10 protein-coding genes and 1 tRNA gene are annotated in these 13,824 nt (G+C 59.2%); 10 read left to right on the top strand and 1 reads right to left on the bottom strand.

Annotated features, from left to right (window positions below; translation table 11 throughout):
* The first annotated feature begins 39 nt into the window (after positions 1–39).
* The 8 genes from tuf (at position 40) to rplL (ending at position 4,888) form a co-directional block, all read left to right on the top strand.
* Entirely contained in the window at positions 40–1,230 is a 1,191-nt protein-coding gene (gene tuf / locus LFL96_RS18180; protein WP_280996559.1) for an elongation factor Tu, read from the top strand.
* A 65-nt stretch (positions 1,231–1,295) separates the two neighbouring features.
* Positions 1,296–1,371: transfer RNA gene (locus LFL96_RS18175), tRNA-Trp, on the top strand.
* Between the two features lie 36 nt (positions 1,372–1,407).
* Positions 1,408–1,788, top strand: coding sequence for a preprotein translocase subunit SecE (gene secE / locus LFL96_RS18170; protein ID WP_134961600.1), 381 nt, complete (start codon positions 1,408–1,410; stop codon positions 1,786–1,788).
* A 1-nt stretch (position 1,789) separates the two neighbouring features.
* Positions 1,790–2,347: a transcription termination/antitermination protein NusG gene (gene nusG, locus LFL96_RS18165; RefSeq protein ID WP_007180147.1), complete on the top strand. Its 558-nt coding sequence runs from the start codon at positions 1,790–1,792 to the stop codon at positions 2,345–2,347.
* A gap of 166 nt (positions 2,348–2,513) precedes the next feature.
* The gene (rplK, locus tag LFL96_RS18160; RefSeq protein ID WP_280996570.1) at positions 2,514–2,945 is read left to right on the top strand and encodes a 50S ribosomal protein L11; all 432 of its coding nucleotides are present in this window, start codon (positions 2,514–2,516) and stop codon (positions 2,943–2,945) included.
* On the top strand, positions 2,946–3,644 hold the full coding sequence (gene rplA / locus LFL96_RS18155; RefSeq protein ID WP_280996569.1) for a 50S ribosomal protein L1: 699 nt from the start codon (positions 2,946–2,948) through the stop codon (positions 3,642–3,644). It begins immediately after the preceding gene.
* Between the two features lie 302 nt (positions 3,645–3,946).
* A complete protein-coding gene (rplJ, locus tag LFL96_RS18150; RefSeq protein ID WP_115781228.1) occupies positions 3,947–4,450 on the top strand; it encodes a 50S ribosomal protein L10 in 504 nt (167 codons plus the stop codon).
* Between the two features lie 63 nt (positions 4,451–4,513).
* Positions 4,514–4,888, top strand: a complete 375-nt coding sequence (gene rplL / locus LFL96_RS18145) for a 50S ribosomal protein L7/L12 (RefSeq protein WP_042329778.1) — start codon at positions 4,514–4,516, stop codon at positions 4,886–4,888.
* Positions 4,889–4,921: 33 nt separating this feature from the next.
* Here rplL and LFL96_RS18140 read toward each other — a convergent pair whose 3' ends face one another.
* Positions 4,922–5,134, bottom strand: a complete 213-nt coding sequence (locus LFL96_RS18140; RefSeq protein WP_280996568.1) for a hypothetical protein — start codon at positions 5,132–5,134, stop codon at positions 4,922–4,924.
* A gap of 124 nt (positions 5,135–5,258) precedes the next feature.
* Here LFL96_RS18140 and rpoB point away from each other — a divergent pair, with 124 nt between their 5' ends.
* Complete coding sequence (gene rpoB, locus LFL96_RS18135) at positions 5,259–9,365, top strand: DNA-directed RNA polymerase subunit beta (RefSeq protein WP_280996567.1); 4,107 nt, start codon at positions 5,259–5,261, stop codon at positions 9,363–9,365.
* A gap of 21 nt (positions 9,366–9,386) precedes the next feature.
* Positions 9,387–13,625 carry a DNA-directed RNA polymerase subunit beta' gene (gene rpoC, locus LFL96_RS18130; RefSeq protein ID WP_280996566.1) on the top strand — a complete coding sequence of 1,413 codons (4,239 nt, stop codon included), beginning with the start codon at positions 9,387–9,389 and terminating at the stop codon, positions 13,623–13,625.
* Positions 13,626–13,824: the final 199 nt, after the last annotated feature.

Genomic DNA, 13,824 nt, shown 5'->3' with positions numbered 1-13,824 from the left:
GCGGCGCAACGTACGGATAAATCCTCTTAGGAGTCGAAAATGGCCAAGGGTAAGTTTGAGCGGACCAAGCCGCACGTGAACGTCGGCACGATCGGTCACGTTGACCACGGCAAGACCACGCTGACGGCAGCGATCACGACGGTTCTGACGCAGAAGTTTGGCGGCGAAGCGAAGGCATACGACCAGATCGACGCGGCGCCGGAAGAAAAGGCACGTGGTATCACGATCAACACGGCACACGTCGAGTACGAAACGGCTAACCGCCACTACGCACACGTCGACTGCCCGGGCCACGCTGACTATGTGAAGAACATGATCACGGGCGCAGCGCAGATGGACGGCGCGATCCTGGTGTGCTCGGCCGCAGACGGCCCGATGCCGCAAACGCGTGAGCACATCCTGCTGGCACGTCAGGTTGGCGTTCCGTACATCATCGTGTTCCTGAACAAGTGCGACATGGTGGATGACGCCGAGCTGCTGGAACTGGTCGAGATGGAAGTTCGCGAACTTCTGTCGAAGTACGACTTCCCGGGCGACGACACGCCGATCATCAAGGGTTCGGCCAAGCTGGCGCTGGAAGGCGACAAGGGCGAGCTGGGCGAAGTGGCGATCATGAACCTGGCCGACGCGCTGGACACGTACATCCCGACGCCGGAGCGCGCGGTTGACGGTTCGTTCCTGATGCCGGTGGAAGACGTGTTCTCGATCTCGGGTCGCGGCACGGTGGTGACGGGTCGCGTGGAGCGCGGCGTGGTGAAGGTCGGCGAAGAAATCGAAATCGTCGGTATCAAGCCGACGGTGAAGACGACCTGCACGGGCGTGGAAATGTTCCGCAAGCTGCTCGACCAGGGTCAGGCAGGCGACAACGTTGGTATCCTGCTGCGCGGCACGAAGCGTGAAGACGTGGAGCGTGGCCAGGTTCTGGCGAAGCCGGGTTCGATCAACCCGCACACGCACTTCACGGCTGAAGTGTACGTGCTGAGCAAGGACGAAGGTGGCCGTCACACGCCGTTCTTCAACAACTACCGTCCGCAGTTCTACTTCCGTACGACGGACGTGACGGGCTCGATCGAGCTGCCGAAGGACAAGGAAATGGTCATGCCGGGCGACAACGTGTCGATCACGGTGAAGCTGATCAACCCGATCGCGATGGAAGAAGGTCTGCGCTTCGCAATCCGTGAAGGCGGCCGTACGGTCGGCGCTGGTGTCGTTGCCAAGATCCTCGAGTAACGCCAGATAGTTCTCGTTGATCGGTAGTTTTCGGGGTTGGCGGTGTCGTCAACCCCAAATGGTTTAGGGGTATAGCTCAACTGGCAGAGCGTCGGTCTCCAAAACCGAAGGTTGGGGGTTCGATTCCCTCTGCCCCTGCCAACTTATGCGTCGTATGTGGCGCTTCGTTAAGGTGTTATGGCGAATCCTTCCGTCGAAACTGTAAATACATCCAGCGACAAGCTGATGCTCGTCGCGGGCGTATTGTTGGTCTTGGCCGGGTTCGTGGGGTTTTTCTGGCTGAGTGGCCAGGAATGGTACGTCCGCGGAGCCGCGCTGGCAGTCGGTGCGATAGCGGGTGTTGCAGTCGGTCTTCTCTCCGCGCCTGGCAAGGGTTTTATCGCTTTCGCCAAAGACTCATACAAAGAAGTCCGCAAAGTTGTTTGGCCGACTCGCAAAGAGGCTACCCAAACAACGCTCGTAGTGTTCGGCTTTGTGTTCGTCATGGCCATCTTTCTCTGGGTGAGTGACAAATCCATTGAATGGGCGATTTTCTCGGTGATTCTGGGTTGGAAATGATATGAGTGATACTCCGGCATCCCCGAGTGGTAAGCGTTGGTACGTAGTGCACGCCTATTCCGGCATGGAGAAGAGCGTGCAACGTGCACTTCAGGAGCGCATTGAGCGCGCCGGCATGCAAGACCAGTTTGGTCAAATTCTCGTGCCGACTGAAGAGGTGGTCGAAGTTAAAGGTGGTCATAAATCAGTGACCGAGCGTCGTTTCTTTCCGGGCTATGTGCTCGTAGAAATGGAAATGACGGACGAAACGTGGCACCTCGTAAAAAATACGGCAAAGGTGACCGGGTTCGTCGGCGGAGCGCGCAACCGCCCGAGCCCGATTTCCCCGCGGGAAGTCGAAAAAATCATGTCGCAAATGCAGGAAGGCGTTGAGAAGCCGCGCCCCAAAACCCTGTTCGAAGTTGGCGAAATGGTGCGTGTGAAGGACGGTCCGTTTACGGATTTCAACGGCAGCGTCGAAGAAGTCAACTACGAAAAGTCACGCGTCCGTGTTTCCGTTACGATCTTCGGCCGCGCAACGCCGGTCGAGTTGGAATTCGGTCAGGTCGAGAAGCTGTAATCAAAATCCCTACGGAGCGCACCAATCGGAGCGTTCCGTATTTCGCGCTTACGGTCCGCGTAAAGGCCGTTGAGGAGCGCAACTAGTCAGTCGGTATCGACGAACGCGCGCTACTACTCACCAGGCACTCGCTGCATCATCGCGGTGCTTCAAAGAGGTTTTCAACATGGCAAAGAAAATCATCGGCTTTATCAAGCTGCAGATTCCTGCAGGTAAAGCCAACCCGTCGCCGCCGGTCGGTCCGGCACTGGGCCAACGTGGCCTGAACATCATGGAGTTCTGCAAGGCGTTTAACGCGCAGACTCAAGCTCTGGAACCGGGTCTGCCGATTCCGGTCGTGATCACCGCGTTTGCGGACAAGAGCTTCACGTTCGTTCTGAAGACGCCGCCGGCTACGGTTCTGATCAAGAAAGCAGCGAAGATCGACAAGGGTTCGAGCAAGCCGCATACGGACAAGGTCGGCAAGATCACCCGCGCTCAAGTTGAAGACATCGCCAAGACCAAGATGCCCGATCTGACGGCAGCTGATCTGGACGCAGCGGTTCGTACGATCGCTGGTAGCGCCCGCTCGATGGGCATCACCGTGGAGGGCGTGTAAATGGCTAAGCTTTCTAAGCGTCTGCAAGCATTTGCAGCCAAGGTTGATCGTCAAAAGCTGTACGCGATCGACGAAGCTCTGTCGCTCGTTAAGGAGTGCGCAAGCGCGAAGTTCGACGAGTCGATCGACGTCGCTGTACAACTCGGCATCGACGCGAAGAAGTCGGACCAAGTGGTTCGCGGTTCGGTCGTTCTGCCGGCAGGTACCGGTAAGTCGGTCCGCGTTGCTGTGTTCGCGCAAGGCGAAAAAGCCGAGCAGGCGCGTGCAGCCGGTGCAGACATCGTCGGCATGGAAGATCTGGCAGAACAGGTCAAGGCTGGCAAACTGGACTTCGATATCGTGATCGCTTCGCCGGACACGATGCGCGTCGTCGGTACGCTCGGTCAGATCCTAGGCCCGCGCGGCCTGATGCCGAACCCGAAGGTCGGCACCGTTACGCCGGACGTCGCTACGGCTGTGAAGAACGCAAAGGCTGGTCAAGTGCAGTTCCGTGTCGACAAGGCCGGTATCATCCACGCGACCATTGGCCGTGCTTCGTTCGAGCCGGCGGCTCTGCGTAGCAACCTGAACGCTCTCGTCGACGCGCTGCAAAAGGCGAAGCCGGCAACGAGCAAGGGTGTCTACCTGCGCAAGGTTGCGCTGTCGAGCACGATGGGCGTTGGCGTTCGCGTCGACCAGGCATCGATCGCAGCACAGTAAGAAATTTTGTCGCCTAGATGAAAGTCGGGGCGATTTTATGGGCTTTGGGCGGTTGCAAGATGGCAGTCTGCATCGAGCAGCCGGTTGTCAAAGACCGTTGGCGGGCACGCATCAGGTAGGCGGGTCCTTAATGTAAAGCCAACGCAGATGGCGAACCCGAAAAGGTTTTGTAGTGATGAAGCTGGTTGATGTCAGCAGTAATGTGAGCATCAGGCGGTCGAAATACTCCTGACTGGTCGGACGCCGTTATTGAACGCGATGCACAAGGCGCACGCCGCGTGTATCGAATCTGGAGGTTAACCGTGCCACTTAACAAAGAAAGCAAGCAGGCCGTCGTCGCTGAGGTTGCCGCGCAAGTCGCGAAAGCCCAGACCGTGGTTCTGGCTGAGTATCGTGGAATCGCGGTTGGCGATCTGACCAAGCTGCGCGCGAAAGCGCGTGAGCAACAGGTTTACCTGCGCGTGTTGAAAAACACGTTGGCGCGTCGCGCCGTCGAAGGTACCCCGTTTGCTCCGCTGGCAGAGCAGATGACTGGTCCGCTGATCTACGGCATCTCGGAAGATGCAATTGCCGCTGCTAAGGTCGTCAACGACTTCAGCAAAAGCAATGACAAGTTGGTCATCAAGGCTGGTTCCTACGAAGGCAAGGTGATGGACAAGGCTGGCGTGCAAGCGCTGGCAAACATCCCGAGCCGCGAAGAGCTGCTCTCCAAGCTGTTGTTCGTTATGCAAGCACCTGTTTCCGGCTTTGCGCGCGCTCTGGCCGCGCTGGCAGAAAAGAAACAAGGCGAAGAAACCGCTGCGTAACGTACTTCAGTCGAGCGTAATTGATCGCTGGCTGTATCCGAATTCAATTTAGGAGTATTTCAAATGGCAATCGCAAAAGAAGACATCCTCGAAGCCGTAGGCTCGATGTCGGTTCTGGAACTGAACGAACTGGTCAAGGCGTTCGAAGAAAAGTTTGGCGTGTCGGCAGCTGCTGTTGCAGTGGCAGGCCCGGCAGGCGGCGGCGCTGCTGCTGCTGCTGAAGAGCAAACCGAGTTCACGGTCAACCTCGTTGACGTTGGCGCGAACAAGGTGTCGGTCATTAAGGCTGTTCGCGAACTGACGGGTCTCGGCCTGAAGGAAGCGAAGGACCTGGTCGACGGTGCACCGAAGCCTGTTAAGGAAGCGGTACCGAAGGCTGCTGCTGAAGAAGCCAAGAAGAAGCTGGAAGAAGCCGGCGCGAAGGCTGAAATCAAGTAAGTTTCAGCGCGTTGTGCGAAGGCTGGCGGTTTTTCACCGCCGGCCTTTTTGTGCTTTGTGGGGGCCGCGTTTTTGCATCGCCTTATCGGCAAGAACGTGATCCCCAGAAGCCAAAGAAAATCGCCTTTCGGCAGTATTGACCGGCGTTTCTCTTTGTCTTCTGAAGCGACTGCAGAAGGCAAGTTTGGTCGGGTAGCGGGCAACACAGGCATCCGCTGCCGTCAGCCAGCGGTTGGTAGCGGCCAACCACCAAGCTTCTAGGCTCGTTCAAGCCATCGGACGGCCATCGGGTCTCAGTCGGTGAACACTCGGGTTGTCTCATCAAGGTATCCTGCCTCGACAACAATGCCCGCCGTGATTCGGAGATCGTATGCAATATTCCTTCACCGAGAAGAAGCGTATTCGCAAGAGTTTTGCGAAGCGCCCCATCGTTCACCAAGTACCTTTCCTGCTGGCTACCCAGCTTGAATCATTCAGCACGTTTCTGCAAGCAGACACGTCATCGACGCAACGCAAGCCGGAAGGCCTGCAAGCTGCGTTTACTTCCGTTTTCCCGATCGTTTCGCACAACGGGTTCGCTCGTCTGGAATTCGTCAGCTACATGCTGTCGTCGCCGGCATTCAACATCAAGGAATGTCAGCAGCGCGGTTTGACGTATTGCTCGGCGCTGCGCGCGAAAGTGCGCCTGGTGCTGCTCGATAAGGAATCGCCGAGCAAGCCGGTCGTCAAGGAAGTGAAGGAACAGGAAGTCTACATGGGCGAAATTCCGCTCATGACGCCGACCGGTTCGTTCGTCATCAACGGCACGGAACGCGTGATCGTTTCGCAGTTGCACCGTTCGCCTGGCGTGTTCTTCGAACACGACAAGGGCAAGACGCACAGCTCGGGCAAGCTCCTGTTCTCGGCACGTATCATTCCTTACCGCGGTTCGTGGCTCGATTTCGAGTTCGACCCGAAGGACGTGCTGTACTTCCGCGTCGACCGTCGCCGCAAGATGCCGGTCACGATCCTGCTGAAGGCAATCGGCCTCACGCCGGAACAGATCCTCGCGAACTTCTTCGTGTTCGACAATTTCACGCTGATGCCGGAAGGCGCGCAGATGGAATTCGTGCCGGAGCGCCTGCGTGGTGAAGTCGCACGTTTCGACATTACGGATCGCGACGGCAACGTGATCGTCCAGAAGGACAAGCGGATCAACGCGAAGCATATCCGCGACCTGGATAACGCGAAGACCAAGTTCATCTCGGTGCCGGAAGACTATCTTCTCGGCCGTGTGCTGGCGAAGAACGTCGTCGACGGCGACACCGGTGAAGTCATCGCCAACGCGAACGACGAAATCACCGAAACCGTCCTCGAAAAGCTCCGCGAATCGAAGATCAAAGACATCCAGACGCTCTACACGAACGATCTGGATCAAGGTCCGTACATCTCGTCGACGCTGCGTATCGACGAAACCGCGGACAAGATGGCCGCACGCATCGCGATCTACCGCATGATGCGTCCAGGCGAACCGCCGACCGAAGAAGCGGTCGAGGCGCTGTTCAACCGTCTGTTCTACAGCGAAGACGCATACGACCTGTCCAAGGTGGGTCGTATGAAGTTCAATCGTCGCGTGGGTCGCGACGAGATCATCGGACCGATGACGCTGCAGGACGACGACATCCTCGCAACGATCAAGATCCTGGTCGAACTGCGTAACGGCAAGGGCGAAGTGGACGACATCGACCACTTGGGCAATCGTCGTGTGCGTTGCGTCGGCGAACTGGCGGAAAACCAGTTCCGCGCAGGTCTCGTGCGTGTCGAACGTGCAGTGAAGGAACGTCTGGGCCAGGCTGAAAGCGAAAACCTGATGCCGCACGACCTGATCAACTCGAAGCCGATTTCGTCGGCGATTCGTGAGTTCTTCGGTTCGTCGCAGCTGTCGCAGTTCATGGACCAAACGAATCCGTTGTCGGAAATCACCCACAAGCGCCGTGTTTCGGCACTTGGCCCGGGCGGTTTGACGCGTGAGCGTGCTGGCTTTGAAGTCCGCGACGTGCACCCGACTCACTACGGTCGCGTGTGCCCGATTGAAACGCCGGAAGGTCCGAACATCGGCCTGATCAACTCGCTCGCTCTGTACGCGCACCTGAACGAATACGGCTTCCTCGAAACGCCGTATCGCAAGGTCGTGGACAGCAAGGTGACGGATCAGATCGACTACCTGTCGGCGATCGAAGAAGGCCGTTACGTGATCGCTCAGGCGAACGCGGCGGTTGCCGAAGACGGCTCGCTGACCGACGAACTGGTGTCGTCGCGTGAAGCGGGCGAAACGCTGATGGTGACGCCGGACCGCATCCAGTACATGGACGTGGCGCCGTCGCAGATCGTGTCCGTCGCTGCTTCGCTGATTCCGTTCCTCGAGCACGACGACGCGAACCGCGCGTTGATGGGCTCGAACATGCAGCGTCAGGCTGTGCCGTGTCTGCGTCCTGAAAAGGCGGTGGTCGGTACGGGTATCGAACGCACGGTGGCGGTCGACTCGGGTACGACGGTTCAGGCGTTCCGCGGCGGTGTGGTCGACTACGTCGACGCAGGCCGTATCGTGATTCGCGTGAACGACGACGAAGCCGTGGCCGGCGAAGTCGGCGTGGACATCTACAACCTGATCAAGTACACGCGTTCGAACCAGAACACGAACATCAACCAGCGTCCGATCGTGAAGATGGGCGACAAGGTTGCGCGCGGCGACGTGCTGGCTGACGGCGCGTCGACCGATCTGGGCGAGCTCGCGCTCGGCCAGAACATGCTGATCGCGTTCATGCCGTGGAACGGCTACAACTTCGAAGACTCGATCCTGATCTCGGAGAAGGTGGTTGCCGACGACCGTTATACGTCGATCCACATCGAAGAACTGAACGTCGTTGCTCGCGATACGAAGCTCGGACCGGAAGAAATCACGCGCGACATCTCGAACCTGGCCGAAGTGCAACTCGGCCGTCTCGACGAGTCGGGCATCGTCTACATCGGCGCGGAAGTCGAAGCAGGCGACGTGCTGGTCGGTAAGGTCACGCCGAAGGGCGAAACCCAGCTGACGCCGGAAGAAAAGCTGCTGCGCGCGATTTTCGGCGAGAAGGCTTCGGACGTGAAGGATACGTCGCTGCGCGTGCCGTCGGGCATGAGCGGCACGGTCATCGACGTGCAGGTCTTCACGCGTGAAGGCATTCAGCGCGACAAGCGCGCGCAACAGATCATCGACGATGAACTGAAGCGCTATCGCCTGGACCTGAACGACCAGCTGCGCATCGTGGAAGGCGACGCGTTCCAGCGTCTGGCACGCATGCTCGACGGCAAGGTCGCGAACGGCGGTCCGAAGAAGCTGGCGAAGGGTACGAAGATCGAACAGGCTTACCTGGAAGATCTGGATCACTACCACTGGTTCGACATCCGCCTCGCGGACGAAGAAGCCGCAGCGCAGCTCGAAGCGATCAAGAACTCGATCGAAGAGAAGCGCCACCAGTTCGATCTGGCCTTCGAAGAAAAGCGCAAGAAGCTCACGCAAGGCGACGAACTGCCGCCGGGCGTGCTGAAGATGGTCAAGGTGTATCTGGCAGTCAAGCGTCGTCTGCAACCTGGCGACAAGATGGCCGGCCGTCACGGTAACAAGGGTGTCGTGTCGAAGATCGTGCCGATCGAAGACATGCCGTACATGGCCGACGGCCGTCCGGCTGACGTCGTGCTCAATCCGCTCGGCGTGCCGTCGCGGATGAACGTGGGTCAGGTTCTCGAAGTGCATCTGGGTTGGGCCGCGAAGGGTCTGGGCTGGCGTATCGGCGAAATGCTGCAACGTCAGGCGAAGATCGCCGAACTGCGCGAATTCCTGATCAAGATCTACAACGAGTCGGGCCGTGCTGAAGAGCTGGACAGCTTCACCGACGAGGAAATCGTCGAGCTGGCGAAGAACCTGCGCGAAGGCGTGCCGTTCGCTACGCCGGTGTTCGACGGTGCGACGGAAGAAGAAATGTCGCGCGCGCTGGATCTGGCATTCCCGGACGACATCGCGAAGAACCTCGGCATGACGCCGTCGAAGAATCAGGTTCGACTGTACGACGGCCGCACGGGCGAAATGTTCGAACGTACGGTGACGGTCGGCTACATGCACTACCTGAAGCTGCACCACCTGGTCGACGACAAGATGCACGCGCGTTCCACGGGCCCGTACTCGCTCGTGACGCAGCAGCCGTTGGGCGGTAAGGCGCAATTCGGTGGCCAGCGTTTCGGTGAGATGGAAGTGTGGGCGCTCGAAGCGTACGGCGCATCGTACGTGCTGCAAGAAATGCTGACGGTGAAGTCGGACGACGTGACCGGCCGGACCAAGGTCTATGAGAACCTGGTCAAGGGCGATCACGTGATCGATGCAGGCATGCCGGAATCCTTCAACGTGTTGGTGAAGGAAATCCGCTCGCTGGGTATCGACATCGACCTCGACCGCAACTAATCGGACTACGGAGAGAAGGCAATGAAAGCTCTGCTCGATCTATTCAAGCAAGTCCAACAACCCGAAGTTTTTGACGCGATCAAGATCGGTCTGGCGTCGCCAGACAAGATCCGTTCGTGGTCGTTCGGCGAAGTGAAGAAGCCGGAAACCATCAACTACCGGACGTTCAAGCCGGAACGCGATGGTCTGTTCTGCGCGAAGATCTTCGGGCCGATCAAAGACTACGAATGTCTGTGCGGCAAGTACAAGCGCCTGAAGCATCGTGGCGTGATCTGCGAGAAGTGCGGCGTCGAAGTGACGCTGGCGAAGGTGCGTCGCGAACGCATGGGCCACATCGAACTGGCCTCGCCGGTCGCGCACATCTGGTTCCTGAAGTCGCTGCCGTCGCGTCTGGGCATGGTGCTCGACATGACGCTGCGCGACATCGAACGCGTGCTGTATTTCGAGGCATACGTGGTGATCGATCCGGGCATGACGCCGCTGAAAGCGCGGCAGATCATGACCGAAGAGGATTACTACAACAAGGTCGAAGAATACGGTGACGAATTCCGTGCCGAAATGGGCGCGGAAGGCGTTCGCGAACTGCTGCGCGCGATCAACATCGATGAACAGGTCGAACTGCTGCGCACCGAACTCAAGAACACGGGCTCGGAAGCGAAGATCAAGAAGTACGCGAAGCGCCTGAAGGTGCTCGAGGCTTTCCAGCGTTCGGGCATCAAGCCGGACTGGATGGTGCTCGAAGTGCTGCCGGTGCTGCCGCCGGAACTGCGTCCGTTGGTGCCGCTGGACGGCGGCCGTTTCGCGACGTCGGACCTGAACGACCTGTATCGCCGCGTGATCAACCGTAACAACCGGTTGAAGCGTCTGCTCGAACTGAAGGCGCCGGAAATCATCGTCCGCAACGAAAAGCGGATGCTGCAGGAAGCCGTCGATTCGCTGCTCGACAACGGTCGTCGCGGTAAGGCGATGACGGGCGCGAACAAGCGTCCGCTGAAGTCGCTCGCCGACATGATCAAGGGTAAAGGCGGTCGTTTCCGTCAGAACTTGCTCGGTAAGCGCGTCGACTACTCGGGCCGTTCGGTGATCGTGGTGGGCCCGACGCTGAAGCTGCATCAGTGCGGTCTGCCGAAGCTGATGGCGCTCGAACTGTTCAAGCCGTTCATCTTCAACAAGCTGGAAGTGATGGGTGTCGCCACCACCATCAAGGCTGCGAAGAAGGAAGTCGAGAACCAGACCGCCGTGGTGTGGGACATCCTCGAAGAGGTGATCCGCGAACATCCGGTCATGCTGAACCGTGCGCCGACGCTGCACCGTCTTGGCATTCAGGCTTTCGAGCCGGTGCTGATCGAAGGTAAGGCAATCCAGCTGCACCCGCTCGTTTGCGCGGCGTTCAACGCCGACTTCGACGGTGACCAGATGGCTGTTCACGTTCCGCTGTCGCTCGAAGCGCAGATGGAAGCGCGCACGCTGATGCTGGCGTCGAACAACGTGCTGTTCCCGGCCAACGGCGATCCGTCGATCGTGCCGTCGCAGGATATCGTGCTCGGCCTGTACTACGCGACGCGTGAAGCGGTGAACGGCAAGGGCGAAGGCCTGTCGTTCACGGGCGTGTCGGAAGTGCTGCGCGCGTACGAAAACAAGGAAGTGGAGCTCGCCTCGCGCGTCAACGTGCGGATCACCGAAATGGTCCATAACGAAGACAAGTCGGAAGGTGCGCCGGCGTTCGTGCCGAAGATCACGCTGTACGCGACCACGGTCGGTCGCGCGATCCTCTCGGAAATTCTGCCGCCGGGCCTGCCGTTCTCGGTGCTGAACAAGCCGCTGAAGAAGAAGGAAATCTCGCGTCTGATCAACACCGCATTCCGCAAGTGCGGTCTGCGCGAAACGGTGATTTTCGCCGACCAGTTGATGCAGTCGGGTTTCCGTCTGGCAACGCGCGCTGGTATCTCGATCTGCGTCGACGACATGCTCGTGCCGCCGCAGAAGGAAACCATCGTCGGCGACGCCGCGAAGAAGGTGAAGGAATACGACCGTCAGTACATGTCGGGCCTCGTCACGTCGCAAGAGCGCTACAACAACGTGGTCGACATCTGGTCGGCAACGTCGGAAGCGGTCGGCAAGGCGATGATGGAGCAGCTGTCGACGGAACCGGTGGTGGATCGCGACGGCAACGAAACGCGTCAGGAGTCGTTCAACTCCATCTACATGATGGCCGACTCGGGCGCTCGTGGTTCCGCGGTGCAGATTCGTCAGCTGGCCGGTATGCGCGGTCTGATGGCGAAGCCGGATGGCTCGATCATTGAAACGCCGATTACGGCGAACTTCCGTGAAGGCCTGAACGTGTTGCAGTACTTCATCTCGACCCACGGTGCACGTAAGGGTCTGGCTGATACGGCGCTGAAGACGGCGAACTCCGGTTACCTGACACGTCGTCTGGTCGACGTGACGCAGGATCTGGTGGTGGTCGAGGACGATTGCGGTACGTCGCAAGGCGTCGCGATGAAGGCGCTGGTCGAAGGCGGTGAAGTCGTCGAAGCACTGCGTGACCGTATCCTCGGTCGTGTGGCGGTGGCTGACGTCGTCAATCCGGAATCGCAGGAAACGCTGTACGAAGCGGGCACGTTGCTCGACGAAGACGCGGTCGAAGAAATCGAACGCCTCGGCATCGACGAAGTGCGCGTGCGTACGCCGCTGACTTGCGAAACGCGTTACGGTCTGTGCGCGGCCTGTTATGGTCGCGACCTGGGCCGCGGCTCGTCGGTGAACGTCGGCGAAGCAGTCGGCGTGATCGCTGCACAGTCGATCGGGGAACCGGGCACGCAGTTGACGATGCGTACGTTCCACATCGGTGGTGCGGCATCGCGTGCGGCGGTGGCTTCGTCGGTCGAAGCGAAGTCGAACGGCACGGTGCGTTTCACGGCGACGATGCGTTACGTCACCAATGCGAAGGGCGAGCAGATCGTCATCTCGCGTTCGGGCGAAGCGATGATCACCGACGACCATGGCCGCGAGCGCGAACGTCACAAGGTGCCGTACGGCGCGACGCTGTTGCAGCTGGACGGCGCGCAGATCAAGGCCGGCACGCAACTGGCGACGTGGGATCCGATGACGCGTCCGATCATCACCGAGTGGGGCGGTACGGTGAAGTTCGAAAACGTCGAGGAAGGCGTGACCGTTGCGAAGCAGATCGACGATGTGACGGGTCTGTCCACGCTGGTCGTGATCGACGTGAAGCGTCGTGGTTCGCAAGCGTCCAAGACGGTGCGTCCGCAGGTCAAGCTGCTCGACGCGAACGGCGAGGAAGTGAAGATCCCGAACACCGAGCACTCGGTGCAGATCGGCTTCCAGGTCGGCGCTCTGATCACCGTGAAGGATGGTCAGCAGGTGCAGGTCGGTGAAGTGCTGGCGCGTATCCCGGTCGAATCGCAGAAGACGCGTGACATTACCGGTGGTCTGCCGCGTGTGGCCGAACTGTTCGAAGCGCGTTCGCCGAAGGATGCAGGTATCCTGGCGGAAGTGACGGGTACGACGTCGTTCGGTAAAGACACGAAGGGCAAGCAGCGTCTCGTTATCACGGATCTCGACGGTAATCAGCACGAGTTCCTGATCGCGAAGGAAAAGCAGGTTCTGGTGCACGATGGTCAGGTCGTCAACAAGGGCGAAATGATTGTCGACGGTCCGGCCGATCCGCACGACATCTTGCGTCTGCAAGGTATCGAAGCGCTGTCGCGTTACATCGTGGACGAAGTGCAGGACGTGTACCGTCTGCAAGGCGTGAAGATCAACGACAAGCACATCGAAGTGATTGTTCGTCAGATGCTGCGCCGCGTGCAGATCACAGACAACGGCGATACGCGATTCATCCCGGGCGAACAGGTCGAGCGGTCGGATATGCTCGACGAGAACGACCGTATGATCGCGGAAGACAAGCGTCCGGCAACGTACGAAAACGTGTTGCTCGGTATCACGAAGGCGTCGCTGTCGACCGATTCGTTCATCTCGGCGGCATCGTTCCAGGAAACGACCCGCGTGCTGACCGAAGCGGCGATCATGGGCAAGCGCGACGATCTGCGTGGTCTGAAGGAAAACGTGATCGTCGGTCGTCTGATTCCGGCGGGTACGGGTCTCGCGTTCCACAAGGCACGCAAGAGCAAGGAACTGTCCGATCGCGAGCGTTTCGATCAGATCGCAGCGGAAGAGTCGTTCGAATTCGGTACGCCGGAAACCCCGGCTGCCGAACAGCAGCACTCCGGCGAGTAAGTGGGAGCGGCGCAAGCCGCTTTTGCTGAACGCTGACAGAACCGCCCGGTTTCGACCGGGCGGTTTTTTTTCGCCCTCGTTTTTCGTTCTCGGTTTTTTCCTTCGGCGTGCCACGCGACGTAGGCGTGCGGTCTCGCGTGCATTGCGCGTTGCGTCCCTGTTAGAGCATGTCTCGACGCTCCGGGACTCGCTCGCCTGA

It is taken from the genome of Paraburkholderia sp. D15 (genome assembly GCF_029910215.1).
GTDB lineage: Bacteria > Pseudomonadota > Gammaproteobacteria > Burkholderiales > Burkholderiaceae > Paraburkholderia.
This window is presented reverse-complemented; position numbering and strand designations above follow the sequence as displayed.